This window comes from Nonomuraea sp. NEAU-A123 (assembly GCF_018603905.1).
In the GTDB taxonomy this organism is placed as follows: domain Bacteria; phylum Actinomycetota; class Actinomycetes; order Streptosporangiales; family Streptosporangiaceae; genus Nonomuraea.
This window is the reverse complement of the sequence record NZ_JAHFZZ010000003.1, coordinates 443,541-470,260: the sequence shown is the minus strand read 5'-3', so window position 1 is coordinate 470,260 and position 26,720 is coordinate 443,541. Positions and strand designations below refer to the sequence as shown.

At 68.2% G+C, this 26,720-nt stretch carries 33 protein-coding genes; all 33 read left to right on the top strand.

Features of this window, described 5'->3' with window-relative positions; genetic code table 11:
- Positions 1-78: 78 nt before the first annotated feature.
- Entirely contained in the window at positions 79-1,011 is a 933-nt protein-coding gene (locus tag KLK06_RS10515) for a hypothetical protein (RefSeq protein ID WP_214635166.1), read from the top strand.
- A gap of 191 nt (positions 1,012-1,202) precedes the next feature.
- A complete protein-coding gene (locus KLK06_RS10510; RefSeq protein ID WP_214635165.1) occupies positions 1,203-1,493 on the top strand; it encodes a hypothetical protein in 291 nt (96 codons plus the stop codon).
- 36 nt (positions 1,494-1,529) lie between these two features.
- Positions 1,530-1,865 carry a hypothetical protein gene (locus KLK06_RS10505; protein ID WP_214635164.1) on the top strand — a complete coding sequence of 112 codons (336 nt, stop codon included), beginning with the start codon at positions 1,530-1,532 and terminating at the stop codon, positions 1,863-1,865.
- A gap of 77 nt (positions 1,866-1,942) precedes the next feature.
- Positions 1,943-2,479: a hypothetical protein gene (locus KLK06_RS10500; protein ID WP_214635163.1), complete on the top strand. Its 537-nt coding sequence runs from the start codon at positions 1,943-1,945 to the stop codon at positions 2,477-2,479.
- Positions 2,479-2,730: a hypothetical protein gene (locus KLK06_RS10495; RefSeq protein ID WP_214635162.1), complete on the top strand. Its 252-nt coding sequence runs from the start codon at positions 2,479-2,481 to the stop codon at positions 2,728-2,730. The genes KLK06_RS10500 and KLK06_RS10495 overlap by 1 nt, the downstream gene beginning before the upstream one ends.
- 14 nt (positions 2,731-2,744) lie before the next feature.
- A complete protein-coding gene (locus KLK06_RS10490) occupies positions 2,745-3,470 on the top strand; it encodes a hypothetical protein (RefSeq protein ID WP_214635161.1) in 726 nt (241 codons plus the stop codon).
- Positions 3,467-4,243 (top strand): hypothetical protein, encoded by a 777-nt coding sequence (locus KLK06_RS10485; protein ID WP_214635160.1) that lies wholly within the window; start codon positions 3,467-3,469, stop codon positions 4,241-4,243. Before KLK06_RS10490 ends, KLK06_RS10485 begins: the two co-directional genes overlap by 4 nt.
- A 100-nt stretch (positions 4,244-4,343) precedes the next feature.
- Positions 4,344-4,598 carry a hypothetical protein gene (locus KLK06_RS10480; protein WP_214635159.1) on the top strand — a complete coding sequence of 85 codons (255 nt, stop codon included), beginning with the start codon at positions 4,344-4,346 and terminating at the stop codon, positions 4,596-4,598.
- A gap of 302 nt (positions 4,599-4,900) precedes the next feature.
- On the top strand, positions 4,901-5,050 hold the full coding sequence (locus KLK06_RS10475) for a hypothetical protein (protein WP_214635158.1): 150 nt from the start codon (positions 4,901-4,903) through the stop codon (positions 5,048-5,050).
- 2 nt (positions 5,051-5,052) lie between these two features.
- Positions 5,053-6,891: a hypothetical protein gene (locus KLK06_RS10470; RefSeq protein ID WP_214635157.1), complete on the top strand. Its 1,839-nt coding sequence runs from the start codon at positions 5,053-5,055 to the stop codon at positions 6,889-6,891.
- 2 nt (positions 6,892-6,893) lie between these two features.
- Positions 6,894-7,796: a hypothetical protein gene (locus KLK06_RS10465; RefSeq protein WP_214635156.1), complete on the top strand. Its 903-nt coding sequence runs from the start codon at positions 6,894-6,896 to the stop codon at positions 7,794-7,796.
- 3 nt (positions 7,797-7,799) lie between these two features.
- Positions 7,800-11,339, top strand: a complete 3,540-nt coding sequence (locus KLK06_RS10460) for a phage minor head protein (protein ID WP_214635155.1) — start codon at positions 7,800-7,802, stop codon at positions 11,337-11,339.
- Positions 11,340-11,365: 26 nt separating this feature from the next.
- Complete coding sequence (locus KLK06_RS10455; protein ID WP_214635154.1) at positions 11,366-11,524, top strand: hypothetical protein; 159 nt, start codon at positions 11,366-11,368, stop codon at positions 11,522-11,524.
- The gene (locus KLK06_RS10450) at positions 11,521-12,036 is read left to right on the top strand and encodes a hypothetical protein (protein ID WP_214635153.1); all 516 of its coding nucleotides are present in this window, start codon (positions 11,521-11,523) and stop codon (positions 12,034-12,036) included. Before KLK06_RS10455 ends, KLK06_RS10450 begins: the two co-directional genes overlap by 4 nt.
- Before the next feature lie 129 nt (positions 12,037-12,165).
- Entirely contained in the window at positions 12,166-13,041 is an 876-nt protein-coding gene (locus KLK06_RS10445) for a hypothetical protein (RefSeq protein ID WP_214635152.1), read from the top strand.
- An 89-nt stretch (positions 13,042-13,130) separates the two neighbouring features.
- Positions 13,131-14,816 carry a major capsid protein gene (locus KLK06_RS10440; RefSeq protein ID WP_214635151.1) on the top strand — a complete coding sequence of 562 codons (1,686 nt, stop codon included), beginning with the start codon at positions 13,131-13,133 and terminating at the stop codon, positions 14,814-14,816.
- An 84-nt stretch (positions 14,817-14,900) separates the two neighbouring features.
- Positions 14,901-15,764 carry a hypothetical protein gene (locus tag KLK06_RS10435; protein ID WP_214635150.1) on the top strand — a complete coding sequence of 288 codons (864 nt, stop codon included), beginning with the start codon at positions 14,901-14,903 and terminating at the stop codon, positions 15,762-15,764.
- Between the two features lie 12 nt (positions 15,765-15,776).
- The gene (locus tag KLK06_RS10430; RefSeq protein ID WP_214635149.1) at positions 15,777-16,184 is read left to right on the top strand and encodes a hypothetical protein; all 408 of its coding nucleotides are present in this window, start codon (positions 15,777-15,779) and stop codon (positions 16,182-16,184) included.
- A 102-nt stretch (positions 16,185-16,286) separates the two neighbouring features.
- Positions 16,287-16,655, top strand: coding sequence for a hypothetical protein (locus KLK06_RS10425; protein ID WP_214635148.1), 369 nt, complete (start codon positions 16,287-16,289; stop codon positions 16,653-16,655).
- A 213-nt stretch (positions 16,656-16,868) separates the two neighbouring features.
- A complete protein-coding gene (locus tag KLK06_RS10420; RefSeq protein ID WP_214635147.1) occupies positions 16,869-17,477 on the top strand; it encodes a hypothetical protein in 609 nt (202 codons plus the stop codon).
- Positions 17,478-17,802: 325 nt separating this feature from the next.
- Complete coding sequence (locus KLK06_RS10415; RefSeq protein ID WP_214635146.1) at positions 17,803-18,354, top strand: hypothetical protein; 552 nt, start codon at positions 17,803-17,805, stop codon at positions 18,352-18,354.
- On the top strand, positions 18,345-18,869 hold the full coding sequence (locus KLK06_RS10410) for a hypothetical protein (RefSeq protein ID WP_214635145.1): 525 nt from the start codon (positions 18,345-18,347) through the stop codon (positions 18,867-18,869). Before KLK06_RS10415 ends, KLK06_RS10410 begins: the two co-directional genes overlap by 10 nt.
- Positions 18,870-19,140: 271 nt before the next feature.
- Positions 19,141-20,256: a methyltransferase domain-containing protein gene (locus KLK06_RS10405; RefSeq protein WP_214635144.1), complete on the top strand. Its 1,116-nt coding sequence runs from the start codon at positions 19,141-19,143 to the stop codon at positions 20,254-20,256.
- 702 nt (positions 20,257-20,958) lie between these two features.
- Positions 20,959-21,093, top strand: coding sequence for a hypothetical protein (locus KLK06_RS61375; protein ID WP_284734945.1), 135 nt, complete (start codon positions 20,959-20,961; stop codon positions 21,091-21,093).
- A 1-nt stretch (position 21,094) separates the two neighbouring features.
- Positions 21,095-21,862 carry a hypothetical protein gene (locus KLK06_RS10400; protein ID WP_214635143.1) on the top strand — a complete coding sequence of 256 codons (768 nt, stop codon included), beginning with the start codon at positions 21,095-21,097 and terminating at the stop codon, positions 21,860-21,862.
- Between the two features lie 95 nt (positions 21,863-21,957).
- Entirely contained in the window at positions 21,958-22,443 is a 486-nt protein-coding gene (locus KLK06_RS10395) for a hypothetical protein (RefSeq protein WP_214635142.1), read from the top strand.
- Positions 22,440-22,823 (top strand): hypothetical protein, encoded by a 384-nt coding sequence (locus KLK06_RS10390; RefSeq protein ID WP_214635141.1) that lies wholly within the window; start codon positions 22,440-22,442, stop codon positions 22,821-22,823. The genes KLK06_RS10395 and KLK06_RS10390 overlap by 4 nt, the downstream gene beginning before the upstream one ends.
- 97 nt (positions 22,824-22,920) lie before the next feature.
- A complete protein-coding gene (locus tag KLK06_RS10385) occupies positions 22,921-23,748 on the top strand; it encodes a hypothetical protein (RefSeq protein ID WP_214635140.1) in 828 nt (275 codons plus the stop codon).
- 67 nt (positions 23,749-23,815) lie between these two features.
- Positions 23,816-24,328, top strand: coding sequence for a hypothetical protein (locus KLK06_RS10380; protein ID WP_214635139.1), 513 nt, complete (start codon positions 23,816-23,818; stop codon positions 24,326-24,328).
- A gap of 57 nt (positions 24,329-24,385) precedes the next feature.
- Entirely contained in the window at positions 24,386-24,682 is a 297-nt protein-coding gene (locus tag KLK06_RS10375) for a hypothetical protein (protein WP_214635138.1), read from the top strand.
- Entirely contained in the window at positions 24,679-25,572 is an 894-nt protein-coding gene (locus tag KLK06_RS10370; RefSeq protein WP_214635137.1) for a hypothetical protein, read from the top strand. The genes KLK06_RS10375 and KLK06_RS10370 overlap by 4 nt, the downstream gene beginning before the upstream one ends.
- Complete coding sequence (locus KLK06_RS10365; RefSeq protein WP_214635136.1) at positions 25,569-25,898, top strand: hypothetical protein; 330 nt, start codon at positions 25,569-25,571, stop codon at positions 25,896-25,898. Before KLK06_RS10370 ends, KLK06_RS10365 begins: the two co-directional genes overlap by 4 nt.
- The gene (locus KLK06_RS10360; protein ID WP_214635135.1) at positions 25,895-26,605 is read left to right on the top strand and encodes a hypothetical protein; all 711 of its coding nucleotides are present in this window, start codon (positions 25,895-25,897) and stop codon (positions 26,603-26,605) included. Before KLK06_RS10365 ends, KLK06_RS10360 begins: the two co-directional genes overlap by 4 nt.
- The last annotated feature ends 115 nt before the right edge of the window (positions 26,606-26,720 follow it).

Below are 26,720 nucleotides of genomic sequence, written 5' to 3'. Positions count from 1 at the left end.
CGTACGGCACCCGCTCACCTCGACGGGCGGGTGCCGGGCGGAACCACCGGACCGGCCAACGAAAGGACCCAACCCCCCATGATCGAGCAGTACGTCGCCGACTACCGAATCCGCGAGATGGCCACCGCCCTGCAATGGTCGCGCGAGCAGGGACAGGTCATGGCGCACGCACACGAGATCGGCCTGTACCTCGACGAGCGCGGTTACCACCTGCCCGCCCGACGCCAGGGTCGCGGTCGGCAAATCAACCTCCGCAGCGGCCGAGGCCGCCAGGTCAAGCGGGCCCGGGTCGAGGCTCTGATTGCTGGTGGGTTCCTCGTCCTCGAAGGGTCACGGGTCGCGCTCACCAACGACGGTTACGACGCCGTCATGGCGTGGTCGCTCAACGTCGACACCTCGGTCGAGGTTGAGCTCGACGAGCTGCCCCCGCTGAGCGGAGGTGAAGAGGCCGCCCGACGATACGCCGCATACGAGGCCCGGATCGCCGAGTTCGAGGCCCGCCTCGCAACCTGGCGGGCCGAGAACGAGGTGCGTCTCGCCGAGGCCGAGCGCGTCGAGGCCGAGCGGCAAGCGGCACGGCTCGCTGACTTCTCCGCGCGCCGCTTCCACTCGACGTGGGACGCGATCTATGCCGTCGACGAGCCGCGCAACTACGGCGACGACGACCTCGGCGACGTCATCACGACGGCCGGCCCCGCCCCGTGGGACGTCGACGAGCCCGTCGAGGCCGTCGACCAGGTCGCCGGCCCGGCGGAGCTCCTCGAGGCCGCGCAGACCCTTGCCGCTTGGGGGGTGCCGGCGGCCCGGGTGCTGACGCAGCGCACCGCCGCGCGGCCTCGGCCGCTGGCCCACCTTGGCGCTCGACGTGGTCGCCGCCGAGGTGCTCCCGCTTCGCCCTGGAGCCGTGCGTACGCGCCTATGTCGCCGACCTCTACGCCGCACGCAGCCAGGTCGCACAGACCGCAGCCCAAAGAAGGTGTACGGACTCCATTGCAATGTCTATTGACATAGGTGTACGGTCTGTCTTGCATCACAAGTTCAACCTGACAAGGGGAAACTCATGACCAACTCGAACGCCGTCACGTGGACCGCCCCCCGCGCTGGAACCTCCTGGGCGTAACGCCCCCCGGCATCTAGGTCGCCGGCGCCCTGACCAGGCGCCGGCGTAGTAACCCCCAAGATCGCTGAAAGGCAACCTGACGATGCTCCGCACCACCGGCCTTGTCCTCGCGGCCGCTCTCGCCATGCCCGCTCTCGCCGCGTGCCAGATCGGCAATTCCGACGCCGCTGAGATCACCGTCGGCCGCGTGATCGATCACCGGCATTGGGTGATCAGCAGCAACCACACCCGGCACTGGGCGATCACGATCCGCGCCGGATTCGTGACCAACGAGTTCGAGGTCACCGAGACCACGTACAACGCCTGCGAGCCCCACAAGACGACGTACGACGACGGCAAGTGCGCGCCGATCAAGGCCGCCGACGACATCTAGCAGCCGTACTCAAGCCGGAGATCAGGAGGACATCCCATGGCCATCATCGAGGGCGACAGGACCGAGTACGGCGTGCGCTTCACCAACCACCACGGCAAGACCATCGACATCCCGCAGCGAACTCGCGCACTCGCCCTCGATGGCGTCTATCAGGCGTACGAAATGCAGGTCGCCAAGGGCGACGTACCTGACGCCAAGCTCATCTATCGCGAGCCTCGCGGCGAATGGCAGGCGGTCTACCGTCACGAAACCTTCACCGCAAGATCGGTGACCTTCCTCTGCGATTGCGACGTCGCTGTCACCGTGCGCGGTGTGGTTACCGAGGAAGACGCAAGGAGGTTCCTCGAGCGCATCGGCCGCCACAAGCACTAGCCCCGGGAGGTTGCGTACGGCACCCGAGGACCGACCTCGGGTGCCGGGCGGAACCGCCGGACCTAGAAGGGACGCCTATGTACGAGATCCCAGGATTCGCCGCAGACCGCTACAGCCTCACGGCTACGCAGGACGACCGCGGTGTCTGGCTCACTCTCTCCCCGCTCAAGAGCGGCACGCTCCACACGGCCGAGCTTGTGCCCCCATCGGAAGTGCATCGGGTTGTACGCGAGCTGGTGCGCGAGGCCGACGCCGACCGCAGCCTTGACGACGCACACGACCCGATCGGGCTCGCCGCGCAGATCTCCCGCCTCGCCGCGCGCCTCGAGCAGATCAACCGGCACGAGGGCGATGTCGCCGATGCCTTCAACGGCGATTGGGCGACCGTATTCGAGCATCTCAAGGATGCATGCGGCTCGGTCGTCGAGGTCATCAACGGCGGCGCTGAGACCGCAGGCGACATGGGCCACGACCTCAAGTCGGACGCCTGGAACGACGCCGCAGAGTACGCCGATTTCACCGTCGGTCACCTCATACACGCTGCGACCACCCTCGGCCTCTCGGCCGAGAACGCACTCAAGGGGCAGAACGAGCAGCGCGCCGGCGGCGCCTAGTGACCACGTACTTGATCATCGTCATGCACTTGTGCGCGGTGTGGTGCTTCGTGCTCGTTCTGCCCGCCGGCCGCCGCGCGGTCGTCGAGTGGTGGCACCGCGTCGAGGCCTCGCCCGACGACCCCATCCGCGCCGAGCTCTGCTCACTCGTCGGCGCTCTGGTCTACCTCTCCGCGGTCGCCGTGATCTACGGCGTCGTACTGACGGCCGGATGGCTCTTGGTCATCGCGACCGCAGCAACCCCCCGCTAGGAAAGGATCACTGAATGTCCGTTCCGATGTCTCCGCAGCTCACCGCGGCGGCCGAGTCCCTCGGCGCCGAGCACCGGATCGAGCTCGACCTACAGACGGTCGTGCTCAGGGCGACCGGCCCGCACCGCTGGGACGTGTGCGGCGCTGAGGACTACGAGGGCCGCGTGTACGGCTCTGTGACGGCCTCAGATGGCCCCGCGGGCGTCCTGTGGCGCTACACCCTCCGCAACTACGCGCCGCACGAGTTCGCGCGCCCAGACCTCGATACGGCTGTCGAGGAGATCGTGTCGGACTGGCCCGAGGAGGTCGACCCGATCGAGCTCGTCGCCCGGGCCGAGGCCTTGCTCGACACAGTCGAGATGCTGCTCAATGACCGGCACCACCAGTGGAACGCGGACTACGCGACGTTGCTCGGGCAGCTCGCCGGCGTGATCCGCAAGGTCGGCGCCGTGCACGACCACGTCCACAACGTCGCGATGGTGTTCGCGGCCGACCGGGACTCGGCCGTATGGGGCCGGGTGGCCGAGCTGTCGGCCGACACCGCGGCGGCGTGCGCGGTGCTGCTCGAGCAGAACCAGAAGATGCGCGAGGCGGCCCGCGGGGGTCTGCTCGAGTTCACCCCCGCGGACAACGCCCGTGGGCTGCTTGTGCCCTACTTCGCCGCCCGGGAGGCCGAAGCATGCACCGGCCGGACCGCGGCCGAGTCGAACCGCGACGACCGGGAAGGGGCCGCTCGGTGACACCGCACGCCTGGCAGGTGATCGAGCACTACCTCGTGAGCATCGGAGACGAGTTCCGCCATGTGGTCACGGGAGTAGAGCTCACGGCCCGGGCCGAGAACCTCGGGACCGGCCAGTATTGGGTGACCTCGGCCGATTCGGGCGCCCGCTGGACGCACACCATCAATGTCATGGTGGCCCGGGACGGCAACGGCATCGTGTGGCGCGTGCCTACGGTCGACGGCAAGACGGCGCTGTTCCGCCACACCGCCGAGGACGCGTTGTGGCTGGTCGCCAAGATGCACGCGCCCTCGCCGCTCGCGGTCGAGATCGACCAGCTCGCCGCCCGGGCGGCCGAGTTCGCCCGCGAGGTCCGTGCCGCTCGCGACGGCGCGGCCGAGGGGGAACGGCGGTTCTTGGGGCCGCTGGGCGACATCGGCTCGTGGTTGGCCGAGGTCGAGCACGAGCTCGGCAAGGCGGCAGCGACCCTCGAGCGGCAGGCGCGGCGGCCGGCCCGCCCGTGCCCCGCCGAATGGGGTGTGTGCCCTGAACACGGCGCGACGATTGACATCGAACGCTCGGGCCACCAAGTCGCGTACGGCTGCCGGGATCGCGACTGCCCGCGCACGTGGGACTACGACCGCGCCGCGCAACCGTGCACCGAGCCGGCCGCCTACCGCGTGACCGATCCCGAGGGCGGCGTTACCGAGCTGTGCGCCGGCCACGTGATCGGTCTCCGCAAGATGCCGAACGCGCACCAGTGGCATTGCGCACCGCTGCCGATCGAATCCTGACCGACACGACACAACCAAGGGGGCCGCGTTCATCGAACGCGTCCCCCTTCCTCGTATGGTGGGCTGCAACCCGCACGCACCCCCATTAGGTAAGTTGATCATGCGTTTTTCTACCGCCGTCGGCATAGTCGCCGCTACGGCCGGACTCGCCGCGCTCGCCGCCCTCCTCTACACCCTGTACCAGCTCATCACCGGCATATGGGCGATGCTCCTGACGCTGCTGATATTGATGGCAATGGGCGCAGGAGGCGACGTTTCTACAGGTCAAGCCGGGGTTCAGGAGGGAGTTCCTCATGCATCCCAAGTGGTCGACGCCCTGCACGTGGCCGGTCGCCGCGCTGATCTCTTCGCGTAGCTTGATCAAGTGCGGTGCGACGCCGACCAGGCGCTTTCTCAACTACTGGCTATGCGTTGATCACGCACCAGCCATCCCCGTACCTCCGAATCCCCTCGGTTCGGGTGAGTACGGCACGTCACTCTAGGGGCCGTCACCTATGCACGTGACCATTCGTCCGTGCAGGTCTACCAATGGTTGTTGACGCTCGGCGCGGTCCTGAGGATCACGCGCTTTCTGAACGCTGACGTTCTCGCCGAACCGTTCCGCTCATGGGTCGAGCGAAAGTGCGGTGAGGACTCGAAACCGGCCTACCTGATGACGTGTCCATGGTGCGCGTCGATCTGGGTCGCGCTGATCGTCGTGCCGTGTCCTACTTCGCCGCCGGCAGCGTGCTGTGGTACCTCGTGACGTCGATCCTGTCGATCTCGTACCTCGTGGGGATCGCCGACGCCAACCTCGAGCGCGAGTAGCCGTGGCCATCTCGGCGAGGCGCCGGCGCAACGGCATATACACGGTCCAGCACACCACCACGGCGCCCGGCTCGAAAGAGACGCGCAGCCTGACGGCCGCCGTACAAGTACTCACCGGCCGGCGCATCACCCGCACCGCCGCGGCGACGACCAGCGTGCAGGCTGGCTGGCAGGTCGAGGCGTGGGAGATGTACGACCAGGTCGGCGAGATGCGTTTCGCCGTCAACCTGGTCGCGAACGCGATCAGCCGTTGCCGGCTGGTCGCCGGCCGCATGACACCCGGCATCGACGACCCCGAACCCATCGACGACGGCGTGCCGGCCGACCTGGTCGCAGACTTCGCCGGCGGCCGAGGCGGGCAAGGCGCCTTCCTGACGCGCGCCGTTCAACACCTCACCGTGCCCGGCGACAGCTATTTCGTTGGCCGGCGCCTTGAGGCCGACGAGATCGACCCGGGCGGCCCCGCCGAAGAATGGCGCCCCTACTCGACCGAGGAGACCACGCACGGCCCGAACGGGTGGCAGGTGAACCCCGGCGACGGCGCTATCGACCTCGGCGCCGACGACATGATCTTTCGATGCTGGCTGCCGTCGCCGCGGCGCTGGACTCAAGCCGAGAGCTCGGTCGGTTCCGCGCTGCCGGTACTGCGTGAGGTGCACGGCCTCACACAAAGGATCATGGCCGAGATCGACTCACGCCTCGCGGGAAACGGCCTGCTTGTCCTCCCGCAGGAGTTCGAGATGCTGCGCGGCCAAGGCGCGCAGACCGAGGCCGGCGCCGAGGCATCGTTCGTCGAAACCCTGCTCGACTACATGATCACGCCGATCAAGGATCGAGGCACCGCCTCGGCCGTCGTGCCGCTGATCGTCACTGCCCCGGGCGACTACATCGCCCAAGCGCAGCACATCAAGTTTTTCAACGAGCTCGACGGCCGCTCCCACGAGATCCGCGAGGGCGCTATTACCCGCCTCGCCCGATCGATGGACATGCCGCCCGAGGTCATGCTCGGACTCTCCGATAGCAATCATTGGAGCGCTTGGGCGATCGACAGGGACGTGATCCAACTCCACTTGGCGCCCCTGCTCGGCGTGATCTGCTGGGCCCTCACCATCGGCTGGTACCGGCCGGCGCTCGCCGCGGCCAGCGTGCCCAACGCTGACCAGCTCGTCGTTTGGTACGACACGAGCACGCTCGAGATTCCGCCCGACCGGTCCGAGGCCGCCAAGGACCTGTACGACAGGTACGCGATCGGGCCGGTCACGCTGCGTCGGGAGACGGGTTTTCAGGAGTCGGACGCGCCGACATCGGCCGAGCTCAAGGAAATGATCTTGCTCAAGCTGGTCGACAGGATCAGCGACCCGAGAGCGCTACTCGAGGCCCTCGGCGTGAGCGTCGCCGACGTGCCCGAGCTCGCCCCACCGGCCGCGCCGACACCCGCGATCGGCACCGGTGACGACCAGGGCGACGAGGGGCCGCCCGACAACGCCCCCGACAGTGTGCAGGCATCCGGCACGCTCACGCCCGTCGAGCTCGCATACGTCGCCGAGCTCGCCGTACAACGCGCCCTCGAGCTCGCCGGCAAGCGCCTGCTCACGCGGCACTACCGGGCCACCCGCCCCGACCTCAACCACACACCGGCGACCACGCTGCACGTGCACATCCCCGCGGCCGAGCACGAACTCGACCGGCTGCTCGCCGGCGCTTGGGATCCCGTGCTCGCCGTGGTGCCGAACGCCCGGGCGCTCGTCGACCGGCTCGACGAGTACGTACGAGACCTGCTCAGAACGAGCACGGCGCACGAGGCGCAGTACCTCGCGCGACTTCTATCAACGGGGGAATGATCATGTCAGGTACGTATGTGGTGCCGCCGGCCGACCTCGCCGAGGCCGGCCCGTTCCCAATGACTGCCATGCCGCCCGTGATGGCGATCCCGATCGGCGAGCACGGCGGCAAGCTGCTCATCCCCGAGCGGCTCGCGGCCGAGGGCGAGCCGCTGTACACCCTCGGCGAGGCCCGCCTCGAGCTCGCCCAACGCGAGTGTTCGCTCACCGGCCACACGATCGAGGTCATCGTCGACGGCCGCGGAGAGGTTACGGGCATCGTCTGCTCGAACCGGTGCGGGCATCGCGGATGGCGTGTGACGCCGATCGGCGACGTCGACCCGCGGGCGATGCTGCGCGACGTCGCCGTCGACCTCTGGCACGACCTCGCCGCCGCCTACGGCGCGAGCGACTGCAAGCCGCGCGAGACCTCGGTCGCCTGCCACGGGCTGATCAAGCGGATTCAGGACATCGCCCGCGTGGTCGGCCCCGTCGCTCCCGGCGACCTCGAGTACGAGATGTTGCTCACGGGCTTGTACGAGACCGTGCACGCCGAGGTCGGCGTCGACGTCCACGTGCCCGACGGGCTACTCACCGCGGCCCGGGCCTACGTCGAGGCCGGCGGCGAGCTGCGCGACGGCCGCACCCGTGGCCTGTACAGCGAGAACCGCGACCGCCGCGTGTACTTCGGCACCGACCCCGACGGCGCCCGCTACTACCTGGCCACCGACCGCGCCGGCTGGCTTCCCGGCGAATACGCCACCCCCGAGGCGGCCGAGGCCGCGTTCGACGCGCCGCGCGAGTGCCTCGAGGGGCTCGCGAACAACGCGATCGACAACGGCCGACGGATCGAGGTCGACGACATCACGCGCGTGATGAGTGAGCCGCTCAAGCTCGCCGACGCCGCGCCGGCGGCCGAGGGCTGAGCGATGGACGTCGACGCCGTACGTGCGCTGCACGCTGACGACCCGTGGCTCGCCGAGCGGCTCAAGGCCTCGACCGCATTCATCGCGGCCGAGGCCCTCGTCGAGGACGCCGTACGCGAGCTCGTCGAGCAGTGGCTCGCCGCGGTGCGCCGGCTCGTGCTCGGCGACGACACCGTCATCACCGCGGCGTCGACGCCGGACCTCGGCGGGTTCGCCGGCGCCGAGGGCGATTGGTCGAGCGGCCTCGAGCGCATCGTGATACCCGCGCTCGAGGACCTGTTCGCCGAGAGGTTCCTCGCCGTGGCGCGCGTGGCGACGATCTCGGCTCAGCCGTACCGCGAGCAGTACATCGCCGACGTGTTCAGCCGGTTGAAGCTGTTCCCGAGCGAGCAGTTCGAGGAGATCCGCCCCGAGATCCAAGAGGCGATCAGCGAGGGGGAGACGCCAGACGGGATCCGGTCGCGGATCGAGGCGATCCTCGACTTTGACGGCACCGTGGGCGCCCGGGGCGAGCAGGCAGAGACGCGCCGGCTACAGGCACGGATCAACCAGATCGAGACGCGGCTCGACGCCGGCGGCATCACGCAGGATGAGGAGGCCGACCTCCGGGCCGAGCGGTCGCGGCTGTACCCCGATCTGTACGCCTCGCAGCGTCGTTGGCAGTGGAAGGCCCGCCGGATCACGAGGACCGAGACCGTCGGGGCGATGAACGGCGGAGCCTACTGGGGCGCCGTGGCGAAAGCCGAGATCCTCGGCGACACCCTGTACAAGCAGTGGTTGAGCACCGAGGACGAGCGCACAAGGCTCACGCACCGCGAGGCCGACGGGCAGGCCCAACGCCTCACCTCGCCGTACCTCGTGGGCGGGTTTCCCCTGCTCTTCCCGGGTGACCCAACAGGGCCGGGGCACGAGACGATCAATTGCCGGTGTACGAGCCTGTTCCTGGATGCCGAGGACCTCGACCCCGACCAGCTCGCCGAGCTCGAGGGCGCCGACGACGACGGCGCCGAGCTCGACGTCGACGAGGGCGCCGGCGTCGACGGACTCGAGGTCACCGCCGAGGGCGCCGACGAGCTCGCGGTCGCCGACCTCGGCACGGTCGCGGCGGTGCCCGACGACCTCGAGCCGTACACGCTGGTCGAGCTGCTCGAGGCGTACCCGCGCTTCGTCACGGTAGACGAGGCAGGATCTCTGCGGATCCTTGAGCGGGCCGACCAGCTCGAGCAGCTCGCCAACGCGGCCGAGGCCGAGCGCGCCGACGAGCTCGTCGAGGCGATGGTCGAGGCCCCCGACGTCGCCGCGGCGGTCGAGCAGACCCGCGACGCATGGGGCGCGATCGACGACACGTGGCACGCCGGCCACGACGAGGCCGTCGAGGACCTTGCGCCGTGGGCGGCGACCAGCGCGAGGCCGCCCGACCCGATCGGCACCGGGCCCGGCTACCGATACGACGTCGACATCGACGCCGTGGTCGAGGACCTCGACGTGCCGGCGGGGTGGGTGGCCTACGAGGACCCGTACACGGGCGCGACCTCGTACTACGAGCATGCCGGCATCCCGAAGTCGCAGACCAGGGCACAGACCCTCGCCGCAGCCAAGGCCGCGTACGCCGACTGGGTGCACATGCAGTTCCTCGCGGCCGAGGACGCTACGCGCGGCGTGCTGCTGTCCAAAGCCGGGCTCGCGGCCGGCGTGCCTGAGCGATCTCTCTGGTCGGGCAACGCCCGTACCGCCCGGGCGTACGCCTCTGAGGAGCTGCTCCGTTGGTGGGGGGATCACCCGCGGCTCACACAGGTCGAGTGGCTGTACCAAGAGCTCGGCGACGAGAAGTACCGCGAGCCGGCGCGACGAGCCCGGGAGAACAGCGCGAAGATCCTCGGCGCGTTCCAGATCGTTCCGGAAGGTCCCGCGTCATCCGGCCGCGTTCGGGCTCGTTCGGCGCCGTTCCGAATCATTCCGCAACGGTCCGACGCGCTGCGCGCGGCCGGCGGCAACGGCCGCTCGTACTCGCGGGCCGACCTCGCCCGCGTGTGGTTCGCCGGTCTCGCCGCGGGCCGGGCCGGCGCCGAGCTCGTCGACTGCCCGTACCGGCCGACGGCCGACGGGTTGCTGTGCCTGCTGTGGGTCCGTGCCTGGGCCTCGCAGCGTCCCGACACCGTGATCGCATCAGGGGGAGAAATGCCCGATACCGAGGACCTGCCGACAGGGTGGCGCGGCGTGATGGGGCCGCTCGACATCCGCACCGGCGACAACCGCATCTTGGCAACACCGCCCGACGGCGTGCGCATGCGCGAGGGCACCCTCGCGATCATGTGGCAGCGCGAAACCGGCATGGGCCACGACGGCAGCGTGATCGCCGGCCGCGCCGATCGGGCGTGGGTCGAGGACCTCAACGGCGTGAGCGTGGTCATGGGCGAGGGGCCACTCGATCTCGGGGGAGAGGATGGCCGCGAGGCCGCGCGCCTGCTACGCGACGGCTTCCTCACCGGTCTGAGCATCGACCCCGACGAGGTCGCGTTCACCTGGAAATGGGTCGCCAAGGATGGCGCTGAGGTCGACGTCGAGAGCCTCGACGAAGATGAGTTCTGGGAGATGCTCGACGCCGGCGAGCTGGAAGAGATCGCCGTCATGACCGATTGGCGCCTCATGGGCGCCACCATGACTCCGTTTCCGGCGTTCGACGAGGCCAGAATCCAGGCGTTGTACGACTACGAGCCGGCGGCCGACGCGGTGACCGCGGCCGGCCCGGGCCTCGCCGTCGAGGCCGCGCCGGTGCCGCGCGCCTACCCTGCTGAGCACTTCGCCGACCCGGGCCTCAAGCGGTTGACGCCGCTCACGGTCACCGACGACGGCAGGGTGTACGGGCACATCGCCCCGTGGAACGAATGTCACATCTCGTTCGGCGACACGTGCGTCATGGCGCCGCGCTCGGCTACGTCATACGCGTACTTCCACCTTGGCGAGATCGCGACGGACGCCGGGCGGCTACCCGTCGGCAAACTCACGCTCGGCGGTGGCCATGCCGACCCGAAGATCGGGTACCGGCCGGCCACGCAGCATTACGACGACGTGGCGACCGCGATCGCCGCAGTGCGCGCCGGCGAGGACAAGCACGGGATATGGGTCGCCGGCCGGATCCTGCCGAACGTGTCTACCGAGGACCTCGAGTTGTTCCTCCTATGCCCGCCCTCGGGTGACTGGCGCCGCATCGGCGGGAACCTCGAGCTCGTCGCCGCATGCTCGGTCAACGTGCCCGGGTTCCCCAACATCCGCGCCAGTGCGGCCGGCGGCGTACAGACCTCACTCGTCGCGGCCGGCGCTCGAGAGATGCGCCGTATCGCACACCGCGACCTACGTCGACGCAACCACAACGGCGATCCGCGTCGGCGGGCGATTGAGGCACGGATGCTCGCTGTCGAGGTCGCCCGCGAGGTGAGGGCGATGGACAGCCGCGGGGCCCGGGCCGATGCGCTCGCTGTCCGGCTTGGTGTCGACGACGCCTCGCGCGTCGACCTGGCCGCGGCCCGGATCGGTCAGCTGTAAACCCGACACGATCAAGGGGGAATGTCATGGGGTGCGGATGCGGCAAGAGCGCCAGCGCCAGCAGAAAGAAGTACAAGGTCACCTTTAACGACGGAACGACCAAAACGTACATGCTCCAGGCCGACGCCGAGAACGCCCGAACCACAGCCGGCGCGACCAGGCCGATCGAGGTCGTCAAGGGGTGAGCGAGCTCGGCACCACCGCGGCGCCCGTGCGGCTCGTGGCCGAGCTCAACGGCCGCGAGTACGAGCTCGCCGTCGGCGATCTCGAGATCAACATCGCGACCACACTCGACGATCGCACCGCGCCGGCGCACATCGCCGGCGCGCTGCGCGACCTGCTCGCCGACCTCGTCGAGCAGCTCACCATCGAATACGAAACGGGGGACACCTTGACCACCGATCAGCCGATTAGCACCTGCCGGATAGTCCTGTACCGCCACTACGGCACCCCGGGCGGCGAGTTCCCGCCCAAGGACTCGCCCGCCCTTGTGACCGGCATCGTCGACGGCGACACAGTCTCGCTAACGGTCTTCACCTCTGACGGCGGTATCCACCCACACAAGGCCGTACGGCACGACGAGGACCTCGCCGGCGGCACATGGCACTGGCCACCGCGCGTAGGTCCGGGCGGGTCCGCCGCGCCGAGCTCGGCGTACCAGGCGTCGCACCCGTCGGTACTCCGCCCAGGCGACTAGCTAACGTCGCCACATAGAACGCCCTCACCTCGCACATCGGGGAGAGGGCGTTGCCGAGCCCTGAACGGTCACCTGGCGATCGGCAGTAGATCTCGTAACACTCAACATGAGTCATCCCGATCTCCTTGCGTGCTTGCAAATCTACTTCCTGGCCTTCGTGAGATCCGCACACCGCTTGCAGCGGGATATATGTGGCTGGCCGGCATCTGGCTGACATGGGGAATTGATCTTCCCCGAGCGGGGCAAGCTAAAGGTGTCCTCGCTGAGATCTACCGTCTCGGTGATGCTGCTGGCCTCGCGGCGGTAGGAATTGCGATGAGTTTCGTTGCCTACCTTATAGGAGTGCTAGCAAATATTCCTGTTCAATGGTTCGCGAATAATTGCTATGAGCAAGTATTTCTTTCGCTGAACGGTAATCGCGAAGTGCTGGCTATAGTCTTCGATGTCATTGAACGAGAATACAAGGAGACCGGCAAGAGTGAACTGGGTGTGAAATTAAAGAGCATGCTGGGGGATGATCCCCATCCTCGCACATTAGCAATATATCTCCATCGATATCTAATGCCGTTGCTTGCCCTGATTCCTTCGCGACTATTGGGCAAAGAGCCGGAAATATATAACGCGTGGGATCGCGCATACAGCGAAGCGGAGTTTAGAGCAGCCGTTGCGCCTGTGATGATGTTTCTGAGTCTTCCTGTAGTAAGGGTCTCGCACGTCCTTGCGGCCGTATTGTTATTTGCCTCGACCTTTCTCGGCTCGACTTATTTAATGCAACGTGCTCAGGCGGACTCCATATTGATACAAGCCATACGCGCGGATCGAGTTCCGCTTGCCGATCAAGGGGAAATTGCAAACTTCCTCATTAGACGTAGATATCTTGAGGGCGCACCCAAATCGACGAAATACAGTAACTCTTCGGCCGTACCTGGTTATCTTGAGTTAAAGTACTACGAAACCATTCTGAAGCAGGATCCTGAAGATCCGCCGAAGGATGCCGTACCCTGACCTACAGATCGCCGTTTGAGCTATGGGCCGGGCGCCATACGTACCCGTGCGGAGGCCCGACGGTGGATCCGGTCACACTCCAAGATCTTTTGAAGGCGCTTGGCGACGCCGACAAGCTCGCCGCCTTGCTCGCCCGCGACGACCTCGACCTCGGCGCCCTTGAGGCCGCGGCTCTCGAGATGTTCCAGGAGATTCGCGCACGTCAGGGCGAGGGCCTGTCGGGCGAGGACGTCGCCGCGCTCGAGCAGCTCGCCGAGGGCGTCGAAGCGCTGCGCAGCGAGGGCGCTCGCCGAGACCAGGCCGCAGCAGACCAGGCGGCGGCCGTCGATGCGATCGCCGCACGCATCACCCCGCCGGCACCGGCCGACGAGCTCGCCGACGACGAGCCGGCGCCCGTCGACGACCAGGCGCCGACCGACGCGCCTGTCGACGAGCCGGCGCTCGAGCCGGTCGCAGCGTCCGGCGGACGGCGCCGGCCGCCGGTCGACCTGTCGGCGATCGCCGCGCGGTCGCGCAAGCCCGCCGGCGGCCCGAACGACAAGGCGAGCGGCCCGGCGCTGATCGCCGCGGCGAACGTGCCCGGCATCGGCGCCGGCGCGCGGTATCGCGACGTGACGCACATCGCCGAGGCCGCGATCGCGACGTTCGCGAGCTACCCGACCCCGGGCGCCGACGGCCGCGCGTCTGGCCAGCTTGCCGTGATCCGTAAGGAGTTCGAGGAGGGCGTACTCGCGAGCGGAGGAGAGGAGCAGATCGAGGAGGCCCTCAAGACCGCCGTTGATCAGAGCAAGCTCAAGGGCGGCTCTCTCACGGCCGCGGGTGGCTGGTGCGCACCGTCGGAAATCCTTTATGACCTGTGCGAGCCCGAGACCACGGCGGGCCTCATCTCCGTGCCCGAGATCGTCGCGACCCGCGGCGGCTTCCAGTGGACTCGTGGCCCGGACTTCCGGACGATCTACAACCACACTGGGAACTTCATACAGACCGAGGCTCAGGCCGAGGCCGCAACGCAGAAGCCATGTTTCGAGATCCCGTGCGCCGCGTTCAACGAGGTCCGCCTCGACGCCATCGGGTTCTGTCTGTCCGCGGGCATCCTCACCAACAGGGCCTATCCCGAGATGGTCGCGAGGTTCATCCGCGGCGCGTTGACGGCTCACGCTCACCGGTACGCCGCCTCGACGATCGCTCGCATGGTGGCCGGCTCGACGGCGGTCGCGCTGCCGGCGGCCCCGTTCTCGGCCTCGGTCGACCTGCTCGGCTCGCTCGAGTTGCAGGCGTGGGACTACCGATACGGGCAGAGGCTCGACCCCGACGCGACACTCGAACTGATCGCGCCGTACTGGTTGCTCGGCGTGTTGCGTTCGGACCTGGCCAAGCGCAACGGCTACGACAACGCTCTCGACGTCAGCAACGCCGAGATCAATGCGTGGCTGACGCTGCGCGGGTTCGCTCCGCAGTGGGTGTACAACTGGCAAGATCGTTTCGTTGACGGTGCGGCGACGATCGGTGCGCCGACCGCGCCGACCGTGTGGCCAGCCTCGGTCAAGGTCCTGATCTACGCCGCCGGCGTCTGGGTGCGCGCGACTCAGGACATTCTGACGCTCAATACCCTCTATGACTCGACGAACATCCGCCTCAACAGGTACAACGCGATGTTCAGCGAGGAAGGCCTCGCGATGATGCAGCGCTGCTACGACTCGCGTGTCGTCACGATTCCGATCTGTGCGAACGGCGCCTCGGCCGAGCAGATCGCCGTCACGTGCCCGTCGATCTGACCCTGACCAGGCCCGGGGCCCCGTTCCCTGCCGTCCACTACACGGCGGGGGGCGGGGCACCCGTTCTCAGAGAGGGGCCGCATCATGCCCATGTGCCCAAAGCCCATCGTGGACGCGCCGACCGTCGAGCCGGCCGAGTATGGGCTGTTCAGCGTCGCTCAGAGACCCGCCCCCGAGGGGGCGCACTGGCGATGCGGCGTGCGCTGGGAACCGTACGCATGCGACGCCGGCGACGCCTACGGCGACCAGTGCGACGACCCTGAGCAGGAAAAGAGCATCCGCGACGGCGTGCCACTGGCCGAGGCCGACTCGTTCAGCGTGCACGACGGCTATCTGTGCCGGCTCCCGGGCCGGCCGGATGAGGCCGAGATCCGCGACCGCGCCGAGACTCAGCTCAAGCTCGGCGAGCAACGACTCGTCGAGCGCGTCGTGTGGACCGGCGAGGCGGGCACGCAGACGGTCGACCCCCACCTCGCGGACCCGGCGGCCGTCGTGCTCAACGCGGTGCCCGTGCCGACCGCGGCTGACGCGCTCTCGCTGCCGGCCGCGATCGCTGCGCTCGAGGCATACCTCGGCGCCAACTACGGGGGCCGGGGCGTGATCCACGCGCCGCGCCTCGCGGCTGCGCATATCGCGCACGCGCAGCTCGCCGCGCCGGCGGGGGCGACGATTCGCACTCTGCTCGGCAATGCGATCGCCTTCTACTCGGGCTCGCCGAACACGGGCCCCGACGGATCGACCGCACCGGCCGGTACGGCGTGGTTGTACGTCACGGGCGCGGTGTTCATCCGCAGCGGGCCCGCGCTGATCATCCCGAACGCGGTCGAGGCCGGGTTCAACCGCGCCACGAACGAAGTGCTCATGATCGCCGAGCGTGAGTACGTCGTCGGCTGGGACTGCGTACACGCCGCGGTGCTCGCCGACCTCGACCTACCTGAGCCCGCCTGACCTGAAAGGATCATGATGTCTGAGACCGACACGCCGCCCGTCGAGATCACCACCGATGAGACCGAGCTCGACCGGCGCAACGAGTGGGTGACCCTGCTCGTCGACGTAACCGAGCGCGCCGACGTCGCTCGCAAGCTGCTCGCCGCCGCGGTTGTTGATCCGTATCTCGTGCTCACCACGAGCCACGGGTTCCGAGTGCCGCGGTGGGTGGCCGAGGACGCCGACCTGCTGGTCGCCGAGGACGTCGACCCGGACGCCGACGCCGTGGTGCCCTCGGGCGGCCCCGAGGATGCTCCGGGCCCGGATGCCGAGAGCCCCGGAGGCGAGGCCCTCCACATTGAGCAGCCGGTCGACGAGCGGGTCGTCGGCGATGCGGATGCGTCGGGGGTGACGCGGCTGGCCCGCGGCCGACGGAAGTAGGGGACCGCGGGTATTGCGTGTTCATCCAGCTACGAGAATCGGCCGCGCCGCTTCGTGATCTTGTGTTGGTATTGCGCCACACCAACGTACGGAGCGTGATCGATGGATTACAAACCAATGCTGTTCAAAAACGGCGAATGGCTGGATGCCGCCGAAGCCCATGCCGAGATGACAAAGGCATGCGAGGCCGCCGATGGAGACTCCGACGAAGGTCTGAGGGCTCTGGGCTTCGAGGTCTGGACAAGGATCGGCGATACCGAGCTCGGTGTCGTCGATCCCATTGCGTTCACGATCTACAAGCGGATTTATGCGACGCCGACGTTCTACATCTCGATCGACGGTCAAGAGTCGAGCTACCCGGATGAGCTCTACGTCGAGTCGGTGATCGACCTCATGGATCTACTCGCCCGCTGGGCTCCCGGACTCCAGGCCGCGGCCGTGGTCTCTCGAGGGCCCCGCGTGGAGGCGTAGGAGAACGTACGTACGACTCCCCCTGTGCGCCGCGACACCCCGTTCCCCGGTGCCGCGGCGTCCGGCGGTTACGCTGACATCATCTGATCGCCGCTGAGCTATGGGCCGGGCGCCACTCTGCACAGAAGGGGCGGCCCGGTGCCTGCTACTTGCTGGTCAAGCATCTACGGCAAAGTTCTACGTCTCACACGGCTCGACTCGTGCGGTGTTCCCGTGATCGGCGCCTGCTCGACCGTCACGAGCGACGGGTTCGTATCGATCGCCTACGCGAGCGAACTCAAAGAGGGCACAGAGATCGAGGTCGTCAAGGCCAATGGTGCGCTGTGCGTCAGCGACAAGGCGTGCGACGAGATCAAGTGGATCAACCTCACGGCGACCTTCTGCAACGTCGACCCTGACGCGTTCTCCCTCATGACAGGCAATCAGACGGTTCTCGACCATACCGGCAAGGCCGTCGGTAACCGCATCAGCAAGAACGTCCTGTGCAACGGCGGGTTCGCCCTCGAGGTGTGGTCGGACATCTCCGGTCAGGACTGCTCGGAGACCGCGCGACTGTACGGCTACTTCCTCGCGCCTTGGGTCACCAACGCGGTTTTGACGGGGTTCACGCTCGAAAACGACGCCGCCTCGTTTGAACTGACCGCACGGACCAAGCTCGGCGGGGGCTGGGACGTCGGCCCGTACGATGTCGACCCGACCGCGGTCCCTGCCACGCCCGGGCCGCTGCTCACGCCCATCGGCCCGAACGACCATCTCGACCTACACGCGACGACTGTCGCCCCGCCGGCGCCCGTGTGTGGTTGCGTCGCCCTGGCGGCGTAGAGCGGCAGGTCGCCCGCGATCAGGGCCCGCGTGTCACCCCGTACACGTGGGCCCGTCGTCTCTGTAGAGCCGGGGGAGAGGGGGAGACGTGGCGATCCGCACGACGGCGTGCGAGTGGAACCTCGACATGACGTGCTGTTCGAGCTGGGAGAACGCGGCGGCCGAACTACGGCAGCTCGCGACTGACGTCGCGACCGAGATCATGTGGAATCTCAGCGGCCGACAGTTTGGACTTTGCACGATCACCGTCCGGCCGTGTCGAGCTCCGTGCACGCCGATGGTGGGGCTCACTCCGTTGTATGGCGGGGGCTCGTACTGGCCTCACATGGTCGACGGTTCGTGGATCAACGGGTGTGGCGAGTGCCTCACCGACTGCTCTTGCGGCCCGATGTGCGAGATCGTGCTCCCCGGGCCCGTCGACAGCGTGGTCGAGGTCCGACTCGACGGCGACATCGTGAGCGCGGCGGACTACTTGGTGTACGACCACCGGAAACTAGTCCGGCGCGACACCGCGGCGTGCTGGCCTACCTGCCAAGACCTCACCCTGCCACCGTCCGAGGTCGGCACGTTCGCGGTCACCTACCGTCAGGGCATCCCCGTACCGCGCGCCGGCCAACTCGCCGCCGGCGTGTATGCCTGTGAGCTGCTCAAGGCGTGCATGGGGCAGACTTGCCGGCTACCCAAGCGCGTGACCTCGATCACGCGCGAGGGCGTGACGCTGGCGCTGCTCGACCCGATGGACATGCTCGACAAGGGCCGTACGGGGCTGTACGAGGTCGACGCGTGGCTCTCGGCCGTGAACCCGAACGGGCTGCGACAGGGCGCTCGCGTCTACTCACCGGACCGCCGGCCGCCACGGGTGCAGACATGGCCGTGAACCTCGACAAGATGGCGCTCGGGCTCGCGAACGCGCTGCTCGCCTGCTTCTGCTCGGCTCTCGAGGGCAGCACGGGCGGTTCGCCCTGTCACTGCTGCCTCGCGGTCGGCCCCCCGCCGGCCGACTTCTGCTGTGAGTGCCCAAGCGGCGCCTCGGGGCAGGCATGGGTACGCGTCGTCGCGATCTTTCCGTCGTCGAAATTCCCCGCACGTACCAACGAGCTGGTTCGGTGCGGGCAGTCGGCCGCCTACGCCGTCGAGCTCGAGCTCGGCGCTTACCGGTGCGTGGCCACGCTCGACGACGCCGGCGACCCGCCCTCGTGCGAGGCCACGACCCGTGACGTCGAGGTACAGGTCGACGACGCCGCCGCGATGCGCGCCGCGGTGTGCTGCTTCCGCGCCCAGGACGGCGGTCGGATCCTCGTGCCTGGCGAGTGGAGCCCGATCCCCCCGAACGGCGGGTGCGCCGGCGGGGTCATGCGCGTGACCGTGCAGGCGTACACCTGTTGCCCGTAACGCGGTATCGCATCGCTCGATGGCCTACCCCACCTAACCGATTGGCCTCTTGTCGGTCACGATCGGTAGTCATATGGTCGCGGAGACCGTTCGTTTCAAGGCGAGGAAGGGCTCACCGCATGGGCAAGCACGAGGGCGAAAAGCCCAAGTCGAAACCGCTCGAGCTCCCGAAGCATGACAAGAACACGGGCGATGGGGACGGCAGCGGTGGCAAGCACGAGGGGGGCGGAAAGGGAAAGTGACGCCCGACCTCGACGCTAGCGTCGACGGCATGATCGCCGCGATCAGTGGGACTCGCGCCCCGATAAGCGGCACGATCACCAACGCGCTACACGCGGTGCCAAGGCACATGTTCGTGCCCTCGGTGGCAGTTGCTCTGACCGACGCCGGCCCCGAGCTGATCGACCGGGGTTGCGACCCCGAGGCGTGGTGGGCGGCCGTGTACGGGACGGCCGCCATCGTGACGCAGCTCGACAAAGGCGCGACGGACATCCGCACTGTGGAAGGCCGCTACACCTCGTCGAACTCGGCCCCGGGCACAGTGGTCGACCTGCTCACGCAGCTCGACCCCGAGCCGGGGCACCGCGTACTCGAGGTGGGCACCGGTACCGGGTGGACAGCCGCCCTGTTGTCCCACCTGATCGGCGACGCTTCCCGGGTGACGTCCATCGAGGTCGACCCGGCGCTCGCCGAGCAGGCGGCAAAGACGCTGGCCGCAGCCGAGGTACACCCGCACCTGATCGTCGGTGACGGGGCGGATGGCTGGCCAGAGAGAGCGCCGTACGACCGCGTGCACGTCACGTGCGCAGTCCACACCGTTCCGTACGCGTGGATCGAGCAATGCCGCCCGGGCGCGGTCATCGTCACGCCGTACTCGCCCGGGTTCGACACTGACCAGTCGCTACGGCTCGTCGCCATGCCCGACGGCAGCGCCGTCGGGCGGTTCCCGGGCTACACCTCGTACATGATGATGCGTTCTCAGGGCGCTACACCGGGCAATCCCGACGACGGAAGCGGTCGACGGTTCAACACCGCGGTAGACCCCCGCACGATCGCCTACGCGCCGGCCGGCGCCGGCCTGATGATGTCGGCCCTCACCGGCCTACGCATGCGCCTCGACGACGAGCAACGGCTGTTCCTCGTTGATCCCGGCGACCCCGGCCAATGGGGCGCAGCCCTTTACGAGCCTGACGACGAGCCATGGGTGTACGAGCTCGGCGACCGCCACCTCTGGGAGGAGGTGACAGGCGCGTACTTCGAGTGGGTGGGCTGTGGCGAGCCGGGCCTCGATCGGTTCGGCATGACCGTCACTCCCGAGGGGCAACAGCTCTGGCTCGATGCTCCGCAGGCCACCATCGGCCCTCGTCGAGGGCCGTATCAGGCCTGAACTCCAACAGCGCCCCGCAGGTCTCGACCTGCGGGGCGCTGCTATGTCGCCGTGTCGCACTGCCAGCTACCCATGAGCGTTGAGCAGTGCGCCGGACAAGCGTCGGGCGCCCCGTCAGATCCACGAGGCGCCCGGCGGGCAGTCCCCAGACATCGAGTTTTCCCTCTGCCCGATCGCCGTCTATCGCAGGTCTTACACACGGCCCTTGAAACGGCGCCGATCAGGTGTTTGGTACGCCGGGCTAAAGCCTGGGAAGTTCCACCCGGTTCGCGCGTGACTGCCAGCACCAACGGTAGCTGCGCAACAGCGTCGCCGTACCTCAATTCGAGAGATCATTTATCATCGACCTATACGGGCGCGTTACGTAGTGCGCCCAACTAGGTGGTGAAGCATGAGGCTCGCTTGCCCGTGGCCATCCGTGTGCACTTGCCTGCACATCGGATGCGTGGCCGGATGGCTCGACCTCGTCGACGGCAACGGCCGCGAGTATGTCGAGCCGTGCCCCAACTGCCGGCCGGAGGTGGCGCAGCACCTCGCGTACGGGCGGGGGTCGCTGGCTGAGGTGCGCGGTCGGATCCGGCACGTGCCGAGACCCTCGAGAGAACGGGCGCCCACGGCTTAGATGTACGGACTCCCTTGCAATGTCTATTAACATAGGTGTACGGTCTGTCTTGCACCGCCAAGACCGCAAGGGAGTCCCCCGTGAACCACGCTCAGACCTGGCTCGACCTCGGACCGACCGCGTTCGACCCCACGTTCAAGCCGGTCGCCGAGACCCTGTTCGACGAGCACGCGGCCACCGGTGCCGAGGGCCTGTTCGAGCTGGGCGAGGTCTGAGATGCACGCGCCCCTCTACATGACGCCGCCGTGTGGTGACGAGCGCATCGTCGATGCGATGCTCGCCGGCGACCTAGGCATGATCACCACCCCGGCACAGGGGAACCGCCCCATCCCGGGCGTCGTCAAGTGCCGCGACAACGGCGTTTTCGGTGGGCACTATCGGGGCGACGAGGCATACCTCGCGGGCCTCGACGAGCTCGCCGCCGCGGGCCTCGCCGACGAGTTCGCGTTCGTCGTCGCTCCCGACGTCGTCGGGAACCACTGGGCCACCAAGAACGCGAGCTGGGACATGCTTCCCCGGATCCGCGAGCGCGGGTTCAGTGTCGCGTTCGTCGCTCAGCCCGGCATCGAGTACGACGCGTGGGACTTGTGGAACGACATTGACGCGCTTTTCATCGGGGGCGGCGACGACTGGAAAGAGTCGGCCGCGGTCGCCGAGCTCGTCGACATCGCTAACAGCCTCGGCAAGTGGACCCACATGGGCCGCGTGAACACGTGGGGCCGCTACCTGATCGCCGCCCGGATGGGCGTCGACTCGGTCGACGGAACCATGTGCACCGTTGCCCCGAAGAACGTCGAGCGGATCATGCGTTGGCGCGACCGGATCCTCGCCGCGGCCGACGTCGACGCGCTGTTCGGCGTCGACGAGCCCGCGTTCGAGGAAGTCAACGGGTTCAACCCGGACCGGCCCGGGCGGCACCGCGGCCGGTTCACCTCGGCGCGGCCAGCGGCCGAGGTCGATCAACTCAGCCTCTTCGCGGCGTAACCCTCAGATCTGCGGGGGCGCGATCAGTTGATCCCCCGCACTGCTCACCCCCTCTAACAAGTCGATCACCGTCACGGAAGGACAGCGATACCCGCATGACACGTTTCATTGACGAAAGCAAGATCACGGCCGAGCAGGCGCGACACGTCCTGTTTCACTTCCGGAGCCCGGGCGGATTCCAGGGGGGCGACTACACCACCGACCTCGTGAACCTGATCGCGCGGTCCAGCCCCACCAACCGCGCCCGCTTCGCCGAGGGGTTCGCCGGCTACGTGTCCGCGGTCAACCTCGCGCAGCACGTCGAGGGCGGCACGGCCAAGCTCCAGGCGATCGCCGCGGGCAAGACGTTCGCGGTCGAGATCAGCGAAGAGGACGCCGCTCACGTACTGTTCCACGCCCGTGGCGAGGGCTGGACACCGAGCACATTCCGAAAGATGCTGCTCGCCGCGATGGACACCGGTGATGCGCACAACCTCGACAAGCTCGCCGCGGGATTCCCGGGCCTCGTGACCGCGTACCGGATGGTGCGCACCCTCGAGGGACTCGACAAGCTGCGGGCCATCGTCGGCGAGAACGCGTGACCAGCCGCAAGCGGGGACGCGGCGCCGAGCAGGGGCCGGCACCGCTCACCCCCGAGGAGAACGACGAGGCCCGCCCGGCGATCCGCGACGAGCTCGAGAAGCTGCGCAAGGAGGCGGCCGAGGAGCTCGCCAGGGCACAGCGCAACCTGGCCGTGATCTCTGACGGGATCACCGCGTTCGAGCGCGAGCAGACGTTGAGCGAGCACCTCGGATGGCAGGCGTACATCGGCGTACAGGGCGCCGAGCTCGACCTCGGCACCGACGCCGCGTTCGGCGATGGCGACAGCGCGCCGTACTGGCGGGCCCGCCGACTGCACCGTCTGGTCGGCCTCTACCTGCGAGAGCAGGGCCATCCCTACCTGAGTGAGTACAAGGGATGACGGGCGGCGCCCGGGCCTCGGAGAGCCAGGCAGTCACCATCTCCCGCAACCCTCGATCCCGAGAAGAGGACACGTGACGATCGATCACACTTCAGCGATGGCGCTGATCGAGGCCGGCCTCAAGAACGGCAACATCCGCGGTTCGGTCGCGATGGCGTTCGAGGAACTGCTCGACCAGGCTCGCCGCGGTGCCCCGCTCAAGAACGGGGCCTTGCCTTACCGGTGCTGGCTCCTGGTCGACGAGCAGGGCGACGAGCTGCCCAACTCGGCTCACTTCGGCCTCGAGCTGCACGGCCACAAGATCCGGGCGACGTACCGCCCCGCCGAACTGCGCGACTCGATCCGTGTCGTGCAGCGCGAACATGCGTGCTCGGTGCTCGTGTGCGCGTGCTGCTCGCTGCCGTACGACGCGACCGAGCAGACCAACGAGTACGCGAGCGAGGACGGACCCGACCCGGGCGGGTGTCTGCACTTCCCGACCGCCGAGGCCGCGGCCGAGGCCGGCCGCGCTGCCGGATGGGTCGCGCTCGACGGGCTGACCAGCTTGGGCCCGCGGTGTGCGCGCTGCGCGGACTCCGGTTGCGAGTGCGCCGGTCGCCGCGACTACGTCGACATGATGATCGGTGCAAAGAAGCTGATCAAGCATCACCTTGCGCCGGAACTGCTCAAGCTGCGCGACCTCGAGCGGCAAATACGGAAGCTGGTCGACCAGGTCGGCGAGGCAACTGCCGAGAGCGACATCCCGCTCGGCGTCGACCATCGAGACGCCGAGGAGGACCTCGACCGCATCGCCGCGGCGTACCGGTCGCTCACGCGCATCACGATCGCGTACGACGACGAGCTTGCCCGCGAACTGTCCCGGCACACAGACATGCCGTACGGGCGGGTGCGCGACTCCGAGTTCTCCGACGAACCCCCGTTCTGATCACCTACCGTCCGCGTGTGACTGCATTCGGTCACTCGCGGACGGTCAGATAGGCCACTATCCCGCCATGAGACGAATCACGATCCCCCCGATCATCGCCGCCGCCTTGCTGCTCGGCGGATGCTCGTCGCCCGTCGGCACCGCGGCGTCGACGCCGGCGGCCGACGCGCCGTTCTCGACCGTGCCCGGGCCTGACGGCAAGCCCGTCACGGTCCCGTCCACGCTGCCCGAGGACTGCCGGCACGCGTTCGTGCAGATCGGGGGGCCGCTCATGTCGGCCCGCGAGGGTTTCAAGGCGATGTTGGTCGGCGCCTCGCCGGCCGACGTCACCGCCGGCGCCGAGCGTGTCGTCAACGCCTGGTCGATGCTCGAGAGTCCGACCGTCGAGTCGGCGCTGTTGGACTGCTCAAGCCAGAGCCGCAACGCGGGCCCGGCGTTCCGGAACGCCGTCGAGGCGGTCGGCTCGCAGCACATCGCCGCCGGCCTCGTCGCCGGTAGCGGTGAGCTGCCGTTCCCGGGGCGCGGCAACACCTCGGAGGCTCTCGAGCTCGTCGAGACCGCGCTTGCTGCGACCACCTAACCCGTTCGGGCTTCCCCGAGCGGTTCCATAAATCCCACCGGAAATGAGGAAGATCACATGGAGAACCAGTACCCGGCTACGCCGACCGAGCACTACCGGGCCGGCGTCGAGGCGCTCGACGAGGCGTACGCGGCGGTCAACACGCGGGGCACTCCCGAGGAAGGCCCCGACCCCGAGGAGACCGAGCTCGTTGCGCTGGTGCGCTCGAGCATTGCCCGGGCCCACTTCGCCGCTGCGACGGCGATCTCAACCGGCCTCGCCTCGGGCGACGCCGACAACCGCAGGGCGTGGGCTGACCTCGCCCGAGAGACCCGTACGCCCGAGATCGAGCGGGCCGTCGAGGCGGCCCTATGAGCGAGTCCAGGTTCGACAAGTCGGCCGCGGCCGACCTCGCCGAGGCCTCGCTCGAGGATCAGCGCGCCGCGCTCATGCGACAGGCCGAGGCCCTCGGGCTGGTCGTGCTCGCCCCTGACCGGCCCGTACGCGGGCCCGTGCGCGTTCAGCTCGACGGGCACGGCCTCGACGTCGCCGAGGCCGTCGACGTGCTCGCCGAGCGCGGGATCCACCTCGACGACCTCTCGGCGCCGCGCGAGACTTCGTGGGGCGCCCGCTGTACAGCCGTGATCGACCTGCACCGCCGCGGTCCATCCGCCCCACCCGTAGTCGACGACCAGCCAAGCGAGGGCGGCGAAGTGCGGCTACGGCTACGCGGCACACCGACCGACATCGAGATCGTGCTGACGATCCTGCGCGAGACGATGCCGGTTGAGCGCGTGAGCGTAATCGACATGGACCGCAACCGCGTCACCGGTCGGCAGTACCTCACGGTCGACACAGTCGCGGCGGCTCGCGCGCACACGGCGCGCGTCGTGCACAGTGCCGACAATGACACCACCACCGGCGACGTGGTAGCCGCGGTCATCCCCGACGACGTACCGATCGACCGCGACCTCGCGCGGCAGCTCGCGCGGCACGCCAAGGCCGTACTGCTGCACTTCCACATGGTCGAGGACCTCGCCGAACGGGCCGGTCTCGACGTCAACGGCAGGACCCCGGGCAGCGTGGGGGCGTTCCTGCACGACGTCGACCACATGGTCGAGGCGCTCGACGGGTGGGCGATCAACACCGCGGGCCGGTCGGGGGGGCTCACCCGCCAGAACGGTGTGTACGCGAACGTCGAGAACTGGTGCCACAAGCCCGGCGGCATGCTGCCGGTCGACGAAACTGGGAGGGAGGGCAAGTGAACGACCTCGACCCCCCGGTGCGTCCCATCGACCCCAAGACCGCACAACGCATCGGTCAGAACGCAAAAGCGATGTTGCTCCACCTGACCAGGGCCGACGAGCTCGCTCGGGAGGCTGGCCTCAACACCGAAGACGAGAAGCCGGGCAGCTTCGGCGCGTTCATGGACCAGCTACACACCATGGTCTTGGCATTCGATGACTGGGCCACGAACACGGCGTTGAGCTCGGATCTGAACCGAGACACCTACGCCGGTACGGTGTACCGGTTCGTCGACCGTCGGTGCGGTGTACTCCCCGACCACGTGCGAGAGGAGGACAGAGATTGACTCCCGACGAGCGTCGCGAACGCATGGGCGAGCTCGAGCGATTGGCGGCCGAGCTCGGGTACACCGTCCAAGCGATCAAGCCGCGGATCCGTGGATCGGTCGAGGTGCGGCTCGAGGGCGCCGAGGCCGACCTCGACGACGCGATCGAGCTATTCGCCCGCCGCGGGATCGTGGTGGGCAGGGTGTCGGAGAAGGATCAGGGGGCGTACCGGGGGCGCGTCAAACAGTGCGTGTCCATCGCGATGGGCACCCCCGCGAACGACCCGCTCGGGGAGTTGGACGCTGGCCGCGTGTTGTGGCGCCCGGGTGACCCGTCGGTCGAGTGGTGCGGCGATCTGCTCAGGTTCGACAGCACTGGCGAGGAGATGGGTTGCATGCTCCCGCCGTACCAGTACCAGGCCCGAGACGGCTCACTGCCCGTGCGGCTGCTCGACGACAAGGGCCTCGTGATCGGCGAGGTGCGCGAGGCCGAGGTGCGCGACGACGTGCTCGTCGTGGCCGGCGTGATCGCCGAAACGCAGCTCTTCGAGTTCATGTCGACGATGAGCCTCGAGTCGTGGATCAAGACCAGCGTTGAGAAGGCCGACACCTGGCCTAGTCAGAAGGTCACGCGTATGAGCTCGCCGTGGTCGCTGCCCGCGGTGAGGCTCACGCGCAATGGCCGCGGTACGACGATTCGCATCGCTGGCTTGCAGAGCACGACATGATCGCGCTGACTGGTCCGGTCGACAGCGAGTAGGCTCGCCGACACGTGTGCGGAAAGGCCAAGGCCCCGGGGTACCTGCCCTGGGGCCTTTGTCATGCGATCCTTGCCATGTGGGA